General features: G+C 70.5%; 20 protein-coding genes and 1 pseudogene. 19 read left to right on the forward strand and 2 right to left on the reverse strand.

Annotated elements, in window-relative coordinates; genetic code table 11:
- Positions 1–370: 370 nt before the first annotated feature.
- From ACGFY5_RS06680 to ACGFY5_RS06690, 3 genes are read left to right on the forward strand one after another with little or no spacing between them, the layout of a single operon-like run.
- Positions 371–1,897, forward strand: coding sequence for a sensor histidine kinase (locus ACGFY5_RS06680; protein WP_392718039.1), 1,527 nt, complete (start codon positions 371–373; stop codon positions 1,895–1,897).
- Positions 1,894–2,544, forward strand: a complete 651-nt coding sequence (locus ACGFY5_RS06685) for a response regulator (RefSeq protein WP_392718041.1) — start codon at positions 1,894–1,896, stop codon at positions 2,542–2,544. The genes ACGFY5_RS06680 and ACGFY5_RS06685 overlap by 4 nt, the downstream gene beginning before the upstream one ends.
- Positions 2,541–3,194 (forward strand): MOSC domain-containing protein, encoded by a 654-nt coding sequence (locus tag ACGFY5_RS06690; protein WP_392718043.1) that lies wholly within the window; start codon positions 2,541–2,543, stop codon positions 3,192–3,194. Before ACGFY5_RS06685 ends, ACGFY5_RS06690 begins: the two co-directional genes overlap by 4 nt.
- Here the strand turns inward: ACGFY5_RS06690 and ACGFY5_RS06695 are convergent.
- Positions 3,161–4,021, reverse strand: a complete 861-nt coding sequence (locus tag ACGFY5_RS06695) for a hypothetical protein (protein ID WP_392718045.1) — start codon at positions 4,019–4,021, stop codon at positions 3,161–3,163. The genes ACGFY5_RS06690 and ACGFY5_RS06695 overlap by 34 nt on opposite strands.
- A 133-nt stretch (positions 4,022–4,154) precedes the next feature.
- Here ACGFY5_RS06695 and hemW point away from each other — a divergent pair, with 133 nt between their 5' ends.
- Complete coding sequence (gene hemW / locus ACGFY5_RS06700) at positions 4,155–5,378, forward strand: radical SAM family heme chaperone HemW (protein ID WP_392718047.1); 1,224 nt, start codon at positions 4,155–4,157, stop codon at positions 5,376–5,378.
- A 40-nt stretch (positions 5,379–5,418) separates the two neighbouring features.
- Here hemW and ACGFY5_RS06705 read toward each other — a convergent pair whose 3' ends face one another.
- A complete protein-coding gene (locus ACGFY5_RS06705) occupies positions 5,419–6,060 on the reverse strand; it encodes a DUF4870 domain-containing protein (protein WP_392718049.1) in 642 nt (213 codons plus the stop codon).
- 117 nt (positions 6,061–6,177) lie between these two features.
- Between ACGFY5_RS06705 and ACGFY5_RS06710 the strand changes: the two genes are divergently transcribed.
- The 15 genes and pseudogenes from ACGFY5_RS06710 to ACGFY5_RS06780 all read left to right on the forward strand — a co-directional run.
- Positions 6,178–6,651, forward strand: coding sequence for a MarR family winged helix-turn-helix transcriptional regulator (locus ACGFY5_RS06710; protein ID WP_392718051.1), 474 nt, complete (start codon positions 6,178–6,180; stop codon positions 6,649–6,651).
- Positions 6,652–6,788: 137 nt separating this feature from the next.
- Positions 6,789–7,811, forward strand: a complete 1,023-nt coding sequence (gene hrcA, locus ACGFY5_RS06715; RefSeq protein WP_392718053.1) for a heat-inducible transcriptional repressor HrcA — start codon at positions 6,789–6,791, stop codon at positions 7,809–7,811.
- A gap of 45 nt (positions 7,812–7,856) precedes the next feature.
- Complete coding sequence (gene dnaJ, locus ACGFY5_RS06720) at positions 7,857–8,987, forward strand: molecular chaperone DnaJ (protein WP_392718055.1); 1,131 nt, start codon at positions 7,857–7,859, stop codon at positions 8,985–8,987.
- 31 nt (positions 8,988–9,018) lie between these two features.
- The gene (locus tag ACGFY5_RS06725) at positions 9,019–9,753 is read left to right on the forward strand and encodes a 16S rRNA (uracil(1498)-N(3))-methyltransferase (RefSeq protein ID WP_392718057.1); all 735 of its coding nucleotides are present in this window, start codon (positions 9,019–9,021) and stop codon (positions 9,751–9,753) included.
- Between the two features lie 60 nt (positions 9,754–9,813).
- Entirely contained in the window at positions 9,814–11,148 is a 1,335-nt protein-coding gene (locus tag ACGFY5_RS06730) for a serine hydrolase domain-containing protein (RefSeq protein WP_392718059.1), read from the forward strand.
- 134 nt (positions 11,149–11,282) lie between these two features.
- Positions 11,283–12,323: a PhoH family protein gene (locus ACGFY5_RS06735; protein WP_392718061.1), complete on the forward strand. Its 1,041-nt coding sequence runs from the start codon at positions 11,283–11,285 to the stop codon at positions 12,321–12,323.
- Between the two features lie 333 nt (positions 12,324–12,656).
- The gene (gene ybeY, locus ACGFY5_RS06740) at positions 12,657–13,172 is read left to right on the forward strand and encodes an rRNA maturation RNase YbeY (RefSeq protein ID WP_051571948.1); all 516 of its coding nucleotides are present in this window, start codon (positions 12,657–12,659) and stop codon (positions 13,170–13,172) included.
- Positions 13,172–14,485 carry a hemolysin family protein gene (locus ACGFY5_RS06745; RefSeq protein ID WP_392718063.1) on the forward strand — a complete coding sequence of 438 codons (1,314 nt, stop codon included), beginning with the start codon at positions 13,172–13,174 and terminating at the stop codon, positions 14,483–14,485. The genes ybeY and ACGFY5_RS06745 overlap by 1 nt, the downstream gene beginning before the upstream one ends.
- Positions 14,478–14,813, forward strand: a complete 336-nt coding sequence (locus ACGFY5_RS06750) for a cytidine deaminase (protein ID WP_392718065.1) — start codon at positions 14,478–14,480, stop codon at positions 14,811–14,813. Before ACGFY5_RS06745 ends, ACGFY5_RS06750 begins: the two co-directional genes overlap by 8 nt.
- 225 nt (positions 14,814–15,038) lie before the next feature.
- Positions 15,039–15,932 (forward strand): GTPase Era, encoded by an 894-nt coding sequence (gene era / locus ACGFY5_RS06755; protein ID WP_392718067.1) that lies wholly within the window; start codon positions 15,039–15,041, stop codon positions 15,930–15,932.
- Complete coding sequence (gene recO / locus ACGFY5_RS06760) at positions 15,933–16,685, forward strand: DNA repair protein RecO (protein WP_392718069.1); 753 nt, start codon at positions 15,933–15,935, stop codon at positions 16,683–16,685.
- A complete protein-coding gene (locus ACGFY5_RS06765; protein WP_392718071.1) occupies positions 16,682–17,500 on the forward strand; it encodes an isoprenyl transferase in 819 nt (272 codons plus the stop codon). Before recO ends, ACGFY5_RS06765 begins: the two co-directional genes overlap by 4 nt.
- A 504-nt stretch (positions 17,501–18,004) precedes the next feature.
- Positions 18,005–18,982 carry a permease gene (locus tag ACGFY5_RS06770; protein WP_392718073.1) on the forward strand — a complete coding sequence of 326 codons (978 nt, stop codon included), beginning with the start codon at positions 18,005–18,007 and terminating at the stop codon, positions 18,980–18,982.
- Entirely contained in the window at positions 18,979–19,674 is a 696-nt protein-coding gene (locus tag ACGFY5_RS06775; protein ID WP_392718075.1) for a TIGR03943 family putative permease subunit, read from the forward strand. The genes ACGFY5_RS06770 and ACGFY5_RS06775 overlap by 4 nt, the downstream gene beginning before the upstream one ends.
- 11 nt (positions 19,675–19,685) lie before the next feature.
- Positions 19,686–20,006, forward strand: a pseudogene (locus ACGFY5_RS06780) (alcohol dehydrogenase catalytic domain-containing protein); the annotation flags it as partial.
- Positions 20,007–20,023 lie beyond the last annotated feature (17 nt).

The raw sequence follows: 20,023 nt of genomic DNA on the forward strand, positions 1-20,023 counted from the left end.
CCGCCCCACCCCGAGGCCACCCACCGCCCAGCCGTCCCCGGCGGCTCCGGCGTCTCCGGCGTCCCCGGCGGCTCCGGCGTCTCCGGCGTCCCCGGCGGCTCCGGCGTCCCCGGCGGCTCCGGCGGCTCCGGCGGCCCAGCCGGCCCAGCCGGCTCCGGCGGCTGCGGCTCCGGCGCCCTCAACGGCTCCGGCGCCCTCAACGGCCTCGGCGCCCTCAACGGCCTCGGCGCCCTCAACGGCCTCGGCGCCCTCAACGGCCCCGGCCGCCGCAGCGGTGCCGACCGGCCCCGCCGCGCCAGCCGCGGCGCCCGCCTGGTCCGTGCCAGCCGCCGGTCACGGCCTCCCGGCTGCGCACCGTGGGCTCGGCGTGATGGCCGCGCCAGGCACCCTCGACCTCCCCGCCGCCCCCGCCGCCTTCGGCAGCGCAGGCGCCTTCGGCAGCGCAGGCGCCGCAGGCGCCGCAGGCAGCGCAGGCAGCGCAGGCAGCGCGGGCAGCGCGGGCAGCGCGGGCAGCGCGGGCAGCGCGGGCAGCGCGGGCAGCGCGGGCAGCGCGGGCAGCGCGGGCAGCGCGGGCAGCGTGGGCGGCGCGGGCGGTGGCAGCGCCGGCGGCCCGAACGGCGGCCGCCCCCGCACCGCCTGGCAAGCCCTCAGCCGCCCACCCCTCCGCTTCCTGTTCTCCTCCTGGCCCTGGCGGTCGTTCGCCTACCTCGCCTCCGGCAGCGCCTTCGGGCTCTTCGTCGCGATCGCCCTGTTCGCCGTCGTCATGACCGGCGCGGTCCTCTCGCTCTTCCTGGTCGGACTAGTCGTCCTGGCGCTGGTGCCACTCACCGGCCTACTCGTCGCCCGAGCCGAACGTTGGAGACTCCGGCTCGTCGACGCCGAACCGATCGGCGATCCGCACCGGCCCCCACCCCAACCGGGCCCCTGGGCCTGGTTCAAGCACCGGTACCGGGAACCCGCCACCTGGCGGGAACTGGCCGCCACCCTCCTGCTCGCGGTCCTCGGCATCGCCGACATGATCGGTCTGTCGATCGCGTTCACCACCGTGGGCCTGCTCATCGGCGCCCCGATCGTCGTCGCCGTCGACGACTCGTCCCAGGGTGCGATCAACCTCGGCGAGTGGCACATCGAGACGGTCCCGGAATCGCTCCCGCTCGTCCCGATCGGCGTCCTCCTGGGCTTCCTGCTCGCCTACTTCCTCACCGCCTGGGCCGCCGGCCGAGGTCAGCTCACCCGGATCCTGCTGGCTCCCCGCGACGCCGAACAGGGCGAACGCGTCGTGGCGCTCACCCGCTCGCGTGCCCGCCTGGTCGACGCGTTCCAGGCCGAACGCCGCCGCATCGAGCGTGACCTGCACGACGGCGCCCAGCAGCGACTCGTCGCCCTCACCGTCGAACTCGGGCTCGCCCGGCTCGATCTCCCGGCCGGCTCCGACGCGGCCAGAAGGGTCAGCCACGCCCACGACCAGGCAAAGCTCGCCCTCGCCGAGCTCCGCGAGCTGATCCGCGGCATCCACCCCCAGGTTCTCACCGACCGGGGGCTCGGCCCCGCGATCGCGGACGTCGCCGGAAGGTCGAGCGTCCCGGTGAAGACAGACGTGAAGGTCCCCAGACGCCTCGCCTCCGAGATCGAAGCCGCCGCGTACTTCGTCGTCACCGAAGCACTGGCCAACGTGGACCGCCACAGCCGCGCCACCAGCGCCGAGATCCGCGGCGCGATCGTGGACGGGCGGCTGTCGGTCGAGGTGATCGACGACGGCGTCGGCGGTGCGAACCCCACCGTGGGCAGCGGTTTGGTCGGTCTCGCCGACCGGGTCGCGGTCGTGGATGGCGTACTCACTCTCGTCAGCCCGGTCGGGGGCCCTACTCTGCTGCGTGTGGAGATCCCCGTCAGGTGAGGATCGTTCTCGCCGAAGACAGCGTCCTGCTCCGAGAAGGCCTCGTCGGCCTGCTCACCCGCTACGGCCACGAGGTCGTCGCGGCGGTCGGTGATGCTCCCGGCCTCGAGAAAGCCGTGTCGGAAACCAGTCCCGAACTCGTGATCACCGACGTCCGCATGCCCCCGACCCACACCGACGACGGCCTGCGCGTCGCGGTACGGCTCCGGTCCGAGCGGCCGACATTGCCGATCCTGGTGCTCAGCCAGTACGTCGAGCAGACCTACGCCGCCGAGCTCCTCGACACCGCCGACGGTGCGGGCGTCGGCTACCTGCTCAAAGACCGGGTCGGCGACGTCGACGACTTCGCCGACGCGGTGGCACGGGTAGCGGGCGGCGGCACTGTCGTCGACCAGGAGGTCATCCGGCAGCTGCTGCGCCGGCGCTCCGATCCGCTCGACCGCCTCACCGGGCGCGAGGAGGAGGTGCTCGGCCTGATGGCGGAGGGCCGCTCGAACGCCGCGATCGCCCGCGCGCTCGTCGTCACCGAGGCCGCGGTCACCAAGCACATCGGCAACATCCTGGCGAAGCTCGACCTGCCGCTGGACGCCGACGACCACCGCCGTGTACTAGCGGTTCTCGCGTATCTTCGTAGGCTCGCAGCATGAGCCAGGTCGTATCCGTCAACATCGGCGTCCTCCGCGTAGTGCCCTGGACCCAGAGCATGGGCAGCACCGGAATCGACAAGCGCCCGGTCGACGCCAGGGTCCGCGCGGTGGGCGTCGGCCTCGAGAGCGACGTGATCGTCGACACGAAGAACCACGGCGGCTACGACCAGGCCGTGTACGCCTACGCCCGGGAAGACGCCGAGTGGTGGGAACGCGAACTCGACCGAGAGCTGACAGCGGGCGCGTTCGGCGAGAACCTCACCACCCGCGGCGTCGACTGCACCGGCGCGGTGATCGGCGAGCGCTGGCGGGTCGGGAGCACGTTGCTGGAGGTCAGCCGCCCGCGCATCCCCTGCCGCACGTTCGCCGGCTTCTGGGACGTCCCGAACCTGGTCAAGCGCTTCACCCAGCGCGGTGTGCCGGGCGCCTACCTGCGAATCATCGAAGAGGGCGACCTCGGTGCTGGGGATCCCATAGAAATCGAGCACAGGCCCCGACACAACGTCACGATCGGCGAAGTCTTCCGCGCCCTCACCGGCGACAGGTCCCTCGCGAAAAGGATTCTCGAGGCGCCGGAGCTCCCCGCGTCGCTACGCGAGAAAGCCACCAAACTGGCTCAGCTCGACGCAGCCATCCGCACTTCGACGTAAGCCTCGTCCGGCGCCGAGCCGTCCGACACCCACTTACCGCTGTCCGCGGTCCAGACGTCACCGTCGAACGCCACCCGCCGGACGCCGAACTCGTGCGCCTTCGCGACGAACCAGTGCGCCGACTGCCAGCCCAGCTGCGATTTCGCCCCGCCGCCCACCGCCACGGTGAGGACCGGGGTGTCACCTTCGACGCTGGGGTTGACCGACAGCTTGCCCAGGTCGGCGGCGAGCTCGGCGATCAGCGCGGTGCTCGCCTGCTGGCCGGACATGTCAGGCGGGCGCCGCAGCTGGCACGTCACCGCCCCGGCCTCGTCGCCCAGCAGTGCGGCGGCCAGCGTCGTCGCGTCGGACTCCCACTTCTGGTACAGCTCCGGATGGGCGCTGCGCTGCACGGCCTGGGCGGCGTCGGTGAGCCGCATCTTCTGCCAACCCCGCACCCGCACCAGGTGGTCGTAGAACTCACCGGCGGCGTAGCGAGGGTCCGACAGCTCCTCGGGCGTTCCCCAGCCCTGCGAGGGGCGTTGCTGGAACAGCCCGACGGAATCGCGGTCACCGGCGTCGAGATTGCGGAGCTTGGACTCCTGGAGCGCGGTCGCGAGCGCGATGGCAGCGGCTCGCTCGGGCAGGTCGCGCCGGACCGCCGCCGCCACGATCGTCGCCGCGTGCGTCAGCTGGTCGGGCGCCAAGCGGACGACGTCGTTCGACGCGTAGCTGCGGCAGGTGTCGGAGAGGAAAGGCACGTGCAGCTTGGTGAGCCTGGAGACGCTGACGATCGTCACCGTGGCCAGGGCTACCAACACGACCGCCAGCACGGCCGCTTTCCGCATTCGCCTTTCCTCCTTCCTTGAGACCACTTATCGCGTTTGTGAACAACGATCACGGGGTAACGGGAGTGCCCGCTGCCCGAGCCTACGACGTCCGCGTAAGCCCTCGGTGAGACGGCACTGGCACACTGGAGGAATGGCTGGACCTCCGCCCGAGGGGCAACCCGCTCCGGACGACGGCCGGCTCTCCGAGAGTGCGCTCGTCCGGCTCGGCGAGCGTGGCTTCGGAATTTACGTGCACGTGCCGTTCTGCGCTGCCCGCTGCGGATATTGCGACTTCAACACGTACACACCCAGCGAGAACGTGGGCAGCGCGGAGACCTGGCTCGCTGCCGCACTCGCCGAGATCGACCTCGCCGGCACCGTGCTCGCCCCCGCCCCGGACGGCCTGCCCAGGGTGGACACGATCTTCGTCGGAGGCGGCACCCCGTCGCTGCTGCCCACCGATTACCTCGCGCGCGTCGTCGAGCGGATCGGCGACGTGTTCGGCCTCACGTCCGGCGCCGAGATCACGACCGAAGCCAACCCCGAGTCGGTCGACGCCGCGGTGTTCTCGAGCCTGAAAACAGCGGGCTTCACCCGGGTTTCGCTCGGGATGCAGTCCGCGCGCTCGCACGTGCTCGCGGTGCTCGACCGCCGGCACACGCCCGGTCGCGCCGTGCAGGCCGCGCAGGAGGCTCGCGCCGCCGGATTCGCGCACGTCAACCTCGACCTGATCTACGGCACGCCCGGCGAGACCGACGACGACTGGGCGGCGTCGCTGGCCGCAGTGGTCGCCGCGGGGGTCGACCACGTCAGCGCCTACTCGCTGATCGTGGAGGACGGCACCCGGCTCGCGCGCCAGATCGGCCGGGGTGTGTTGCCGATGCCGGACGACGACGTGCTCGCCGATCGGTACCTGATGGCGGACACGGCGCTGACCGACGCCGGTCTGCGCTGGTACGAGGTGTCGAACTGGGCCGCGGACGAGGCTGCCCGGTGCCGCCACAACGAGCTCTACTGGCGCAGCGGCGACTGGTGGGGGGTCGGGCCCGGTGCGCACAGCCACGTGGGTGGTACCCGGTGGTGGAACGTGCGTCATCCGGCTCGCTACGCCGACCGTCTGGCGTCCAAAACTTCACCGGCGCAGGCCCGGGAGGTCCTGGAAGCCGACGATCGCCGGGTCGAGGACGTGATGCTCCGCATCCGACTGGCCGAGGGCTTGTCTCTTTCCGCTCTCGACGCCACGGGCCGTGCCGCGGCGAGCCAAGCGTTGAACGACGGCTTGCTCGACGGCTCAGCGCACCGTCGAGGCCGGGCTGTGTTGACGCAACGCGGCCGCCTACTAGCCGACGCGGTCGTGCGCGCACTGCTCGGCTGACCGCGCCGCCCGCGTCTCTGTAGCGCGACCGCGGTCGCGCCTACTTGATCAGCTTCGCTGAGAGCGGGTACTGGTACAACTCGCCGTTCGAGGCTTTGACGCCGGCGACGATGCCGAACGCCACCGCGATCGCGAACGTCGCCAGCGGGAACACCCAGAGCACGATTGCGCCGAACCCGAGCGTGACCGCCGAGCCGCAGAAGAAGATCACCAGCGCGACGACGTTCGCGATCGCCCACGTGATGTGGAAGTTCAGCGCCTCCGCCGCGTGCGCGCGCACCGTGGGGTTCGTCGGCCCCTTGCTCGTGTAGGCGATCAGCGGAGCCACCCACCCGGCCACCGTGCCGCCGATCACCACACCGGCCACGCCACCGAAGTGCGCCACCATCAGCCACGTCTTCGTGTCGTCGACCGGCGCCGGCGGATACCCGCCGTACCCCGGCCCCGGCTGCCCGTACGGCTGCTGCCCGTACGGAGCCTGCTGCCCGTAGGGCGGCTGCGGCTGCCCGTACGGGGGCTGCTGTCCCGAGAAAGGCTGCGCGGAAGACGGCTGGCCATAGGGCTGCCCGTACGGCCCCTGCGTGCCGTACGCCCCACCCGACGTCGGGGATCCACCGGACGAGGTCGGATAGGACGGCCCGGAAGTGGGATAGGGCTGGTCCGCCCCGTCAGGATGGGTCACGGGGGCAGCGTACGGGCGTCAACCGGCGGCAACCCCATACTTCGGTAACTGATCCGACACAGCGAGCGGGTTAGGCTGTTGCACGCTGGACGCGCGTGAAAGGGCAAAGGTGGATCAGTGGCGGAGACGCGGTGGCTCAGCCCGGATGAGCAGCGCACCTGGCGCTCGTACATCGAAGCGAACAGGCTCCTGAACGAAGCACTCGACCGGCAGCTGCAACGCGACGCCGGCATGCCTCACACCTACTACGAGATCCTCGTCAGGCTCGCCGATGTACCGGGCCGCAGCCTGCGCATGAGCGACCTGGCGCACTCGTCGCTCTCCTCCCGCAGCCGGCTCTCGCACGCCGTCTCCCGCCTGGAAGAACGCGGCTGGGTACGGCGGGAAAGCTGCCCCACCGACGGTCGCGGCGCGCTGGCCGTGCTCACCGACGAGGGTTTCGCGGTGCTGAAGGCAGCAGCGCCGGCGCACGTGGCCGAGGTGCGAAAGCACCTGATCGACCTGCTGACGCCGGAGCAGGTTCTCCAGCTCGGCGAGATCGCACGGGCGATCTGCGATGGAATGACCGAGTCGAACACCAAAGCGTCGTAACCGCGCGATCACGAAAAGTGATTTCTCTGCGCGGAGGTGATTCTGCCCGCACGAAGGAAGCGGAGGACCCGCTCCGCCCCGTATGCTTGGCACTCTCAGTACTGGAGTGCCAGCAGGGCGGTCGGGGAGGTGACGGCGTGACGCTTGACGAGCGGAAGCTGTCCGTCCTCCGGGCCATCGTTCAGGACTACGTGAACACCGAGGAGCCGGTCGGCAGCAAGGCGCTGGCCGAGCGTCACCAGCTGGGCGTGTCCCCGGCGACGATCCGCAACGACATGGCGGTGCTGGAGGAAGAGGGCTACATCGCCCAGCCGCACACCAGCGCCGGGCGCATCCCCACCGACAAGGGCTACCGCCTCTTCGTCGATCGGCTGGCCGGCATCAAGCCGCTCTCCGCCGCCGAGCGGCGCGCGATCCAGACGCTGCTCAACGGCGCGATCGACCTGGACGACGTCGTCACGCGCACCGTGCGGCTGCTCGCGCAGCTCACCCGCCAGGTCGCTGTGGTGCAGTACCCGAGCCTCACCCGCAGTTCGGTCCGGCACATCGAGCTCGTGCAGCTCTCGGCCAACCGGCTGCTGCTGGTGCTCATCACCGACACCGGCCGGGTGGATCAGCGCACCGTCGAATTCCCGTCCGGCATCAGCGACGAAGACGTCAACGTCCTGCGCAGCTCGGTCAACAACGCGCTGGTCGGCCAGCGGCTCGCCGACGCGCCGACGCGCGTCGAGGAGTTGCTCGACACGATCGCGCCCGCGCTGCGTCCGGCGTTGACGACCGTCGCCAGTGTTCTGCTCGAGACGCTCGTCGAACGACGAGAGGAACGGGTCGTCCTGGCGGGCACCGCCAACCTCACCCGCAGTACGGTGGACTTCCGCGGGTCGGTGTTCCCGATTCTCGAGGCGCTGGAGGAGCAGGTGGTGCTCCTCAAGCTCGTCGGCGAGGTCGAGTCGCCGAGTATGTTGCGGGTCCGGATCGGCGACGAGAACCAGGTTGAAGAGTTGCGGGGCATATCGGTGGTGACAACGGCATACGGTGCTGGTGACACCGCTTTGGCAGGCCTCGGGGTGGTCGGTCCGACCCGGATGGACTACCCCGGCACGATCAGTGCAGTCCGCGCCGTGGCGCGGTACGTCGGTGAAATTCTCGCAGGGAACTGAGCGGGGCTGGGCAGGGATATGCCATCCGGAGTTGGGGACACACACGTGGCGAAGGACTACTACGGCATCCTCGGCGTCGCGCGGGACGCGACGCCCGAGGAGATCAAACGGGCCTACCGCCGGCTCGCGCGCGAGCTGCACCCGGACGTGAACCCTGACGCCGATGCGCAGGAGAAGTTCAAGGACGTCTCGGTCGCGTACGAGGTGCTGTCCGATCCGGCCAAGCGTGAGCTGGTCGACCTCGGCGGCGACCCGATGGCTCCCGGCGGCGGTGGCGCGAGCGGCCCCGGTGGGCCGTTCACCATGGGCTTCCAGGACATCATGGACGCGTTCTTCGGTGGCGCCACCACCCGCGGTCCGCGTCCGCGCACCCGGCCGGGTTCCGACGCGCTGATCCGCCTCGACCTCGAGCTGGTCGACATGGCGTTCGGCGTCAACCAGGAGCTGACCGTCGACACCGCGGTGCGCTGCACCACGTGTTCCGGCGCCGGCACCGCGCCCGGCACGCACCCGGCCACCTGCGAGGTCTGCGGCGGCCGCGGCGAGGTGCAGACCGTTCAGCGTTCGTTCCTCGGCCAGGTCATGACGTCGCGGCCCTGTGCGGCCTGCCAGGGCTTCGGCACCGTCATTCCGCACCCGTGCCCCGGATGCGCCGGCGACGGCCGTGTCCGCAGCCGCCGCACGCTCACCGTCAAGGTGCCCGCGGGCGTCGAGGACGGCATGCGGATCCGGCTGGCCGGCGAGGGCGAGGTCGGCCCCGGCGGTGGCCCGCCCGGAGACCTCTACGTCGAGGTGCACGAGCGTCCGCACGACGTCTTCACCCGCCAGGGCGACGACCTGCACTGCCGCGTCTCGCTGCCGATGACGGCCGCTTCGCTGGGCACGAACATCAACCTCAAGACGCTCGACGGTGAAGAGCAGATCGAGGTCAAGGCCGGCACCCAGCCCGGCACGGTGGTCCGGGTCCGTGGCCGCGGTGTGCCGCACCTGCGTGGCAGCGGTCGTGGCGACCTGCACGTCCACCTCGAAGTCCGGACTCCCACTCGGCTCGACGCCGAGCAGGAGCGTCTGCTGCGCGAACTGGCCAAGCTGCGGGGTGAGGAGCGCCCGGAGCCGATGCGGCAGCAGGGCGGTTTTTTCACCAAAGTCCGTGACGCCTTCAACGGACACAGTTGACTGAGCGCTCGCGCGAAGGACAGCTAGCACAGTGACTGACCCTGTCTTTCTCGTAGACGAGTTGCCGCTGGTAGGCCCGGCGGTGCTCGACGGACCCGAGGGCCGGCATGCCGCAGTGGTGCGCCGCCTCGGGCCGGGGGAGACGTTGCAGCTGGCCGACGGCGTAGGCGGGCGCGCGTCCTGCGTCGTCGTGGCCGCCGAGCGCGATTCGCTGCGGCTGGACGTCCGAAAGATTGAACGGATCGCGGCACCGTTCCCGACGGTCACCGTCGTGCAGGCGCTGCCGAAGGGTGATCGCGGCGAAGCCGCGGTCGAGATGATGACCGAGGCCGGTGTCGACACGATCGTTCCCTGGCAGGCGTCGCGGTCGGTGACCCGCTGGAAGGAAGCCCGCGGCGACAAGGCACTCGCCCGCTGGCGGAGCACCGCGCGGGAGGCCGCGAAACAGTCCCGCCGTCTCTGGCTTCCCGAGGTCGCCGACTTGGCGTCCACTGCGGACATCCGGAAGCTCCTGTCCGCGTACGGTGCGGCGTTCGTGCTTCATGAGGACGCTTGCCAGCCGCTGGCCCTGACGTCGCTGGCCGCGGACGCCGGCACGATCGCGCTGGTCGTGGGGCCGGAAGGCGGTATCGCGCCGGACGAACTGGACGGGTTCGTCGAGGCGGGGGCCGTACCGGTACGGCTCGGGCCCACCGTGCTGCGGACCTCCACCGCCGGGGTGGCGGCACTCGCTGTGGTCAACACCCGCACAGCGCGTTGGAGTTAACGCGCATAACAGTACGTCCGGCTGGTTAAGCTCCTCTTACGGCGGTGAGAGGAGACCGGGATGCCACCGACCGGCGAGGCGACGGCTGCCTGCGAGCGCGTGATCCGCACGCTGCAGGCCGAAGAACGAGTGCCGGCCGTGGCGGCGGCGGTGGTCAGATCCGACCGTCCGGCGTGGAGCTTCGCGCTCGGCGACGCGGGAGGCGGCGTACCGGCGAGGCCGGAGACCCAGTTCCGGATCGGCTCGGTCACCAAGACGTTCACCGCGATCCTGGTCCTACAGCTCCGCGACGCCGGAATGCTGGACCTCGACGACCAGATCGACGCCCACCTGGAGCTGCCGGCGCACGGGCAGCTGACGATCCGCAGCATCCTCAACCACACGTCCGGGCTCCAGCGCGAACCGTGGGGCAACGTCTGGGACACGCTCGACGTCCCGGACGACACCCGGCTGCTGGAGGAGGTCGCGAAGGCCGAGGCCGTGCTGAGCCCGCGGCGGCGCTGGCACTACTCGAATCTCGGGTTCGCACTGCTCGGGCACCTGGTCAGCGCCAAGACCGGCGCGGCATGGGCGGACGTGCTGCAGGACCGCCTGCTCGACCCGCTGGGGCTCTCCGACACGACCGTGCAGGCCCGGGAGGACGCCGCCCAGGGCTACCTCGTCGACGTCTACTCCGATCACGCCCGCCCCGAGCCGCACTTCGACCTGCGCGGGGCCGCGGCCGCCGCGCAGCTCTGGAGCACCGCCGACGACATGGCTCGCTGGGCGCTGTTCCTGGCGAAGCCGAACCCCGCGGTGCTCGCCCGCTCGACGCTCGAGGAGATGTACGAGCCGGTCGTCGTCACCGACCCGGTGAACTGGCACACGGGCTGGGGACTGGGTCTGCAGGCTGCTCCGCAGGGCAGCGGAGCGGACCGGGCGGTGGACATCGGGCACAACGGCGCGATGCCCGGCTTCTTGGCCGGGGTGTGGTGCCGTCGGGGGGTGGAGATCGGGGCCGCGGTGCTCGGATCGTCCGGTACCGCCGCCGGGATCATGGCGGCGCCCCACAAGCTGATCTCCGAGTCGTTGACGCACGACCCGGTCCGGGTCGATCCGTGGAGGATCGGCGACCCGGCGCCGCGGGAGTACGCCGGCATCCTCGGGCGCTGGTGGTCAGAGGGCAGCGAGTTCGTGTTCCGCTGGACGAAGGGGCACCTCGAAGCCCGCGCGGCGTCGGCCGTGGCCGCGGCTCCGCCGGCGATCTTCGCGTTCGAGGCGCCCGACCTGTTCCGTACGGTGTCCGGCCGGGAAGCGGGCGAGCGGCTCGAGGTCTTCCGCGCCGCGGACGGCTCGGTCGACTACATGCGCTGGGCCACCTACAAATTCACCCGCACCCAAGAGACTTACGGGTAGTGCACGGCGGGCTCCAGGTCACTACAGAGCGGCTCCTTTTCTCACGAGCCACATGCGGATCTCGGCCGGTAGGATTGGAAGGCACCACACACCCGAGAACGGAAGCAGGCGGAAGCGGCCACCCCGGCCGGCCCATGGCAGAAATCAAAGCGCCCACCACGGCGCAAACCCGCATCGTCGTCCCCGACGCCCACGCGATGGTCTCCCTGCTGGGCTCCGGTGACGCCATTCTGACCCTCATCGAGCGTTCGGTCTCCGCTGACGTCCACGTGCGCGGCAACGAGATCACGCTCACCGGTACCCCCGCCGACAACGCGTTCGCCGAGCGGCTCTTCGCCGAGTTGCTCACGCTGGTCGAGCGCGGCGAAGTGCTGACGCCGGACGCGGTGAACCGCACGATCGCGATGCTCAAGTCGAACAGCGACGAGCGTCCGGCCGAGGTTCTCACCCTCAACATCATCTCGAGGCGTGGGCGGACGATTCGTCCGAAAACGCTCAATCAGAAGCGCTACGTCGACGCGATCGACGAGCACACGATCGTGTTCGGCATCGGCCCGGCCGGTACCGGCAAGACATACCTGGCCATGGCGAAGGCCGTGCAGTCGTTGCAGGCCAAGCAGGTCAACCGCATCATCCTCACCCGGCCGGCGGTCGAGGCGGGGGAACGGTTGGGGTTCCTGCCGGGCACGCTCTACGAGAAGATCGACCCGTACCTGCGGCCGCTGTACGACGCGCTGCACGACATGGTCGATCCGGAGTCGATTCCGCGCCTGATGCAGGCCGGGACGATCGAGGTGGCCCCGCTGGCGTACATGCGTGGCCGCACGCTCAACGACGCGTTCATCATTCTCGACGAGGCGCAGAACACCACCGCCGAGCAGATGAAGATGTTCCTGACCCGGCTCGGGTTCGGCTCGAAGATCGTCGTCACCGGCGACGTGACGCAGGTCGACCTGCCCGGCGGCGCCACCAGTGGCCTCCGGGTCGTCCGGGACATCCTGGACGGCGTCGAGGACGTGCACTTCGCGGAGCTCTCCAGCACCGACGTCGTGCGGCACCGACTGGTCGGCGACATCGTCGACGCTTACGCGCGCTACGACTCCGATCACGCCCCGGCCCCCCGCGACGGCGGCAACCGTCGCACGGCCGGCGCCCGCCCCGGCCGCCGCAACTAGACGCCCCGCCCGCGCGCGGCACGGCGGCGCGCGGTACGGCGGCGCGCGGGGGCCGACGGCGGCGTAGCCGCGGCGGCGCGGGGTCGCGCGGCGGTGCAGCCGGGCGGCGCGGCGGCGCAACCGGGTGGCGCGGGATCGCGCGGCGGCGCAGCCCGGGCGGCGCGGGGTGGCGCGGCGGTGCAGCCGGGTGGCGCGGCGGTGCAGCCGGGTGGCGCGGGGCGCGCGGCGGAACCGCCGCGGTGGCGCGGCTTACGCGGCACCCTGTTACCCGCGCGCCCGCGAAGGGGGCGCGCGGTGTTGGATAGGCTCGACGGACGAGCAGGGCTGGAGACCATGTCGATCGAGATCTCGAACGAATCGGGCCACGAGGTGGACGAGGCAGCGCTGCTGTCCGTCGCCAGGAGCACCCTGGACGAGATGGGTGTCAACCCGATGGCCGAGCTGTCGATCCTGCTGATCGACGTCGGCTACATGGCCGAACTCAACCATCGCTGGATGGAAAAAACCGGCCCCACCGACGTGCTCGCCTTCCCGATGGACGAGCTCGACGCCGACCGCGGCCCGGGCGCGGACGAGGACGGCCCCGAACCCACGCTCCTGGGTGACGTCGTCCTCTGCCCGGCCGTGGCCGAAAAACAGGCAAAGGTCGCCGGCCACAGCACCCCCGATGAGCTGATGCTCCTCACCGTGCACGGCATCCTGCACCTCCTCGGCTACGACCACGCCGAGCCGGAAGAGGAGCGCGAGATGTTCGGCCTGCAGAACCGGCTGGTCAGCGCGTACCGCCGTAGCATCGGTATCCCGGCGGTGGCCGATATCCCGCTCAAGCCGACCGTCTCCGACCACTGATGAGCACCCCCGGCCTGCTGGCGGTCGCGGTCGGCCTCGTCGTCGTCGCCGGTGCGGTGGCGGCTGCCGACACCGCGTTCAACCAGATTTCCCGCGCGCGGGCCGAGGAAATGCTGCGCGCCGGAACCCGCGGTGCCGGGAACCTGCTGGCACTGGTCGGCAACCTGCCGGTGCACGTCAGCCTGCTGTTGCTGATCCGCCTGGCCTGCGAGCTCACCGCCACCACCCTGGTGGCCATCGTCGCGATCGACCGCTGGGGCCCAGGCTGGGTCGCCGGGATCGCCACGGCCGCGAGCATGACCGTCGTCAGCTTCGTGCTGGTCGGCGTCGGCCCGCGCACGATCGGCCGCCTGCACCCGTACCCGGTGGCGCTGGCCAGCGCCGGTATCACCCGCTGGCTCGGCCGGGTGCTCAACCCGCTGGCCCGCCTGCTGATCCTCGTCGGCAACATGGTGACGCCCGGTCGCGGTTTCCGTGAGGGACCGTTCGCCACCGAGACCGAGCTGCGCGAACTCGTCGACCTCGCCGAGGAGCGGGGCGTCGTGGAGAGCGAAGAGCGGGAGATGATCCACTCGGTCTTCGAGCTCGGCGACACGATCGTGCGCGAGGTCATGGTGCCGCGCCCCGAGATCGTCTGGATCGAGCGTACGAAGACCGTCCGGCAGGCGACGTCACTCGCGCTGCGCAGCGGGTTCTCGCGGATTCCGGTGCTCGGCGAGAGCATCGACGACATCGTCGGGGTCGTGTACCTCAAGGACATGGTCCGCCGGGTGCAGGGTCAGCCGGAAGCCGACCGGCAGTTGCGGGTCGAGCAGATCATGCGGGACGCCGAGTTCGTGCCGGAGTCCAAGCCGGTGGCTGATCTGCTGCGGGAGATGCAGCAGCGGCGCATCCACATGGCGATCGTGATCGACGAGTACGGCGGCACGGCCGGGCTCGTCACGATCGAGGACATCCTCGAGGAGATCGTCGGGGAGATCGCCGACGAGTACGACAACGAGCGTCCCCCGGTCGAGAACCTCGACGACGGGTCGGTGCGGGTCACCGCCCGGCTGCCGGTCGAGGACCTCGGTGAGCTGCTCGACGTGCGGCTGCCGGACTACTCCGACGACATCGAGACCGTCGGTGGGTTGCTGGCGCACGAGCTGGGCAAGGTGCCGATTCCTGGGGCGAGCGTTCGGATCCAGAACCTGGAGCTCACTGCGGAGAGTGCCGGTGGGCGCCGTAACCGCATCGACACGGTGCTGGTCCGGCGTCACGAGCCCGAGCCTTCGGAGCTACCGACCGAGGAGACCCACACCGCCGATGTCTGACGCCTTGGATCCTGAAGACGCGAAGATCGTCACGCTGGCCCGCTCCACCCGGGCCCGGAACGGCGCCTCGGAAGGCGCGGCGGTGCGCGACACCGACGGCCGCACCTACGCCGCCTCCACGGTGGCGCTCCCGTCGCTGGGGCTCTCCGCGCTCCAGGTAGCCGTGGCGATGGCCGTTTCCAGCGGTGCCCCCGGCCTCGAAGCCGCCGCCGTCGTGACCACCACCGGCGAGGCCGACGCCAACGGGGTCGCCGCCGTCCGCGACCTAGCGCCTACGGCACCGATCCTCGTCGCCGACCCAACCGGCGCAGTCGTAGCCCGCGCTTAGCGGCACACGAGCTACCCGCGGCACCCCGCGCACCGGCCCCACGCAAGCCATGAACGTTTTGGCGGGCCATAGCCCACCAAAACGTTCACGGCTCAACCGAGCGGCTCGGCGTGCCGCCTGGAGCGGACCCATTCGCGCCAGTTGGAGCCCGCCCGAACGGGGCCGCTTCCGGTGGGCGCTGGCGCGCGTTACGCGGGTCGGGAGCGCGAGTGGAAGAATGAAGGCGTGAGTGACTTTCATGCTGGCTTTGCTTGCTTCGTGGGGCGTCCTAATGCGGGTAAGTCGACGCTGACGAACGCGCTGGTCGGCACCAAGGTCGCCATCACCAGCAGCAAACCGCAAACGACGCGGCACACCGTCCGCGGCATCGTGCACCGCCCGGACGCCCAGCTCGTCCTCGTCGACACCCCGGGGCTGCACAAGCCCCGCACCCTCCTCGGCGAGCGCCTCAACGACCTGGTGCGCACCACCTGGGCCGAGGTCGACGTCGTCGCGCTGTGCGTCCCCGCCGACGAGCCGGTCGGCCGCGGCGACAAGTTCATCGCCGACGAGATCGCCGGCCTCAAGAAGAAGAACTTGATCGCGATCGTCACCAAGACCGACCTGGTGGACAAGAAGCGCCTGGCCGAGCAGCTGCTCGCGGTGTCCCAGCTCGGAGAGTTCGCCGAGATCGTGCCGGTCTCCGCGAAGGTCGGCGACCAGGTCGACCTGCTCGCCGACCTGCTCACCAAGTACCTGCCCGAGTCCCCACCGCTCTACCCCGACGGCGAGCTCACCGACGAACCCGAGCAGGTCATGGTTGCCGAGCTGATCCGCGAGGCCGCACTCGAGGGCGTCCGCGACGAGCTGCCGCACTCGCTGGCCGTCGTCGTCGAGGAGATGGAACAGCGGGAGGGCCGCGACGACCTGCTCGACGTCCACGCGGTCGTGTTCGTGGAGCGTCCGAGCCAGAAGGCGATCGTGGTCGGCGCCGGCGGGGAACGCATCAAGCACGTGGGAACCACCTCGCGCCGCCAGATCGAAGCCCTGCTCGGCACGAAGGTCTTCCTCGATCTGCGCGTCAAGGTCGCGAAGGACTGGCAACGCGACCCGCGTCAACTGCGGCGGTTGGGTTTTTAGTTGCCCCTTTACCGGGACATCGGCGTCGTCCTCCGGGTGCAGCAACTCGGTGAGGCCGACCGGATCATCACGCTGCTCACCCGGCGGCACGGCCGGGTCCGCGCGGTCGCGAAAGGCGTCCGCAAGACCAAGAGCCGCATCGGTGGGCGCCTGGAGCCGTTCAGCCACGTCGACGTGCAGTTCTACGAGGGCCGGTCGCTGGACGTCGTCAGCCAGGTGGAGACGCTGGACCCGTTCGGGAAGTTCATCGTCGACGACTACACCCGGTACACGACCGCGAGCGCGATCGCGGAGACCGCGGAGCGGTTGACCGCCGAGGAACGCGAGCCTGCGCTGCGCCTGCACCTGCTCACGGTCGGCGCGCTGCGCGCACTGGCGGCCGGCGAACACGATGCACCTCTTGTTCTGGACGCCTACCTGCTGCGCGCGATGAGCTACGCCGGCTGGGCCCCCGCGCTGATGGAGTGCGCGGTGTGCGGCCTGCGCGGTGCTCACCGTGCGTTCTCGGTGCAGGCCGGCGGGTGCGTCTGCGGCAACTGCCGTCCACCGGGTTCGGCGTCGCCGTCGGTGGAGGCGCTGGAGCTGATGGTGGCGTTGCTCGACGGCGACTGGAACCACGCCGGACGCACGGAATCTCCGACGCGACGCGAGGCCAGCGGCCTGGTCGCCGCCCACCTGCAGTGGCATTTGGAGCGGGGCCTACGCTCGTTGCCGCTGGTGGATCGCACGAACGTAGGGGAGAACTCTCGATGATCAAGCGGCGAGAGCCGGTCCGGCCGCCGACTCCCCACGCGAGTGGTGCCCGTCCGCCGGCGATCCCCGCCGACCTGGTGCCGCGTCACGTCGCGTTGATCATGGACGGCAACGGACGCTGGGCCAAGCAGCGCGGTTTGCCGCGTACGGAGGGTCACAAGCGCGGCGAGGATTCGCTGTTCGACGTAATCGAGGGATGCATCGAGGTCGGCGTCAAGTACCTCTCCGCGTACGCGTTCTCGACGGAGAACTGGAAGCGGTCACCGGACGAGGTGCGCTTCCTGATGGGCTTCAACCGCGACGTCATTCGTCGGCGGCGCGATCAGCTGCACGCGATGGGCGTCAAGGTGCGCTGGGCCGGACGTCGCCCGAAGCTGTGGCGGAGCGTGATCGCCGAGCTCGAGGACGCGGAGGAGATGACCCGCGACAACGACGTGTTGACGCTGCAGTTCTGCGTCAACTACGGCGGGCGGGCCGAGATCGCGGACGCGGCGGCGGCGATCGCCCGTGAGGTGGCGGCCGGGCGCCTGAACCCGGAGAAGGTCAACGAGAAGTTGTTCGCGCGGTACCTCGACGAGCCGTCGATTCCCGATGTGGACCTGTTCGTGCGGTCCTCGGGGGAGCAGCGGATCTCGAACTTCCTGCTGTGGCAGTCCGCATACGCGGAGCTGGTGTTCGACGACACGCTCTTTCCGGATTTCGACCGGCGCAACATCTGGCGGGCGTGCGAGACCTACGCATCGCGGGACCGCCGCTACGGCGGGGCGATTCCTAACGTGGTGTCCATTGAAGACCCAGTAGGTCAACCGAATTAACTGACGCTAGGTGAAAGTGAGTGAACGCTGCGTCACTCTACCGAACGTCGATCCCGCAAGGTCATATGGATGTCGGGCGGTCTCGCCCGACGGTCGCGGGGTACGCCTCGCCGGGGAGCGTCGGGTGGAGAGCGGTCGGGCACCGGTTCCCGGTCTGGTGCCCGACCGCGCGATCAGCGCCCGGCGGCGGCTACTCCGGACGCCGCTGGTCGCGGTCCGCTCTCCCCGGCGTTCGTTGCGGGCCCTTCGGACGCCGGGTGATGATCCGGGCGCGGCGGCTATGGAAACCCCACCTAAGGCCGCTGCGCCCGGGCGGACCCGCCGACCGCCATGGGCTGAGGGCGATGCAGTTCATGGCGGCTCGGCGGTCAGCCCTTCGGCGGCGGTCAGCCTTGGCAACGGGCACCGTCTCGGAGAGGTGGCGACCCCTCCCGAGACGGTGCCACTGGCTGATAGTGTGCACGTCCTCACCCCCTGTCGCTGAATCTTCCCCGAAAAGAATGAATGTCTTATTCACGTTTGGTGCCAGTGAGTAAGCAGGGGCGCTCGGCGGAGATTCTGACGGCGACTCTCCTTGCGGTGATCGTCTTCCGCGGACCGCTGATCGCACTCTTCGACAACCCAGCCGCTCGAACCTGGGCCACGATCTTCGTCTCGATCGTCGTCCAGGCGCTGCCGTTCCTCGTTTTCGGCGTCCTGATCAGCGCGGCGATCGCAGTCTTCGTCCCGACGTCGTTCCTCGTCCGGGCGCTACCCCGCAGTCCCGCGCTCGCCGTGCCGGTCGCGGGTGTCGCCGGCGTCGCGCTTCCGGGCTGCGAGTGCGGGTCCGTACCGATCGCCGGCGGTCTCGTCCGACGGGGGGTCGCCCCGGCGGCGGCGCTCACGTTCCTGCTCTCGGCGCCGGCCATCAACCCGGTGGTACTGGTGGCCACCGCTGTCGCGTTCCCCGGGCGCCCCGAGATGGTCGCGGCCCGGTTCGGGGCGTCGGTGCTCACCGCGATCGCCGTCGGATGGCTCTGGCTGCGGTTCGGCCGCGCCGAGTGGATCCGGCTCCCGCCGCGTCCCGACCTGACCGGCACGTCGAAGTGGACCGCTTTCTGGTTGAGCGTCCGGCACGACGCGATCCACGCGGGCGGGTTCCTGGTCGTTGGCGGGCTCACCGCCGCGTTCCTCAACGTGACGGTGCCGCGCCAGTGGCTCGACGCCATCGCCGAGCAGCCCGTCCTCGCGGTGTTGGCGTTGGCGCTGCTCGCCGTGCTGCTGTCGATCTGCTCGGAGGCCGACGCGTTCGTGGCGGCGTCGCTGAGCCAGTTCTCGCTCACCGCGCGACTGGCGTTCCTGGTGGTGGGGCCGATGATCGACGTCAAGCTGTTCGCGATGCAGGCCGGGACGTTCGGCCGCGGCTTCGCGCTGCGGTTCGCGCCAACGACCTTTCTCGTCGCCGTCGCGATCAGTGCTGCGATCGGGAGCGTGCTGCTATGACCAAAGAGGCACAGAGCATCGTTCTGCTTTTGATCGGTGGCGCGCTGCTGCGCATCACCGTGTTCTCCGATGTGTACCTGCGGTATGTGAAGCCGGGGCTGCGGTGGTATCTGGTTGCTGCGGGGGTCGTGCTGGTCGTCGCGGCCGCGATCACGCTCTGGCGCGATCTCTTCGAGGACGAGGAAGGCCACTCCGGCCCACGGGTGGCCTGGTTGCTGCTCCTGCCGGTGCTGACGATCTTCGTGATCGGTCCGCCGTCGCTCGGGTCGTACGCCGCGGAGAAGCAGGGTGCGGCCGCGGTGCAGCAACCGCGTTCAGACCTGCCACCGCTGCCCGCCGGCAACCCCGTGACGCTCCCGGTGCTCGACTACGTCACCCGGGCGGTCTGGGAGGACGGCGCGTCGCTGCGCGGGCGGCAGGTGCGGCTCACCGGATTCGTCACTGTCGACGACAACGGCACGGCGTACCTCACCCGCATCGTGCTGAGCTGCTGCGCCGCCGACGGGCGTCCGCTGAAAGTTGCGCTGGCCGGGATTCCGCCCGCGACGCTCGAACGGGACACCTGGATCACGGTGGTCGGCGGCTACGACCCCACCCGCCACACGGACCCGGTCAGTAGGGAACCTGTGCCGACGATCGCGGTCCGCTCGCTCACCCGCATCGAGCCACCCACGGAGCCGTACGACTCTTAGGTCGGTACCCGTTCGTGCCCGGTCACGATGCCCTGGGCACGATCGTCGAGGCCGGCGCCCGTAGCGGGTTCCACGTCGGGCAGCGGGTCGCGGCGAGGACCAACGGTGTCACGCCTTCCAACGGCTCCCGCGGGTGCAGGCCGGTGAGACCATCTGGCGACCGCCGCATTCGGCAACCTCGACCCAGCCGTGACCGTCCGCTACCCCCTGGCCCGAGCCGCAGCCGTCTTATCCGCGCTCGCGACCGGCGAAATCACCGGCAAAGCCGTCCTGCTGCCCAACCAGCGCTCAGCCGCGCGCGCCGAAGATCGCCACTCAGCCGTGAGCGCTGAAGGCCGCCACTCGGCCG

The sequence above is a fragment of the Cryptosporangium sp. NPDC048952 genome (assembly GCF_043197895.1).
GTDB lineage: Bacteria > Actinomycetota > Actinomycetes > Mycobacteriales > Cryptosporangiaceae > Cryptosporangium.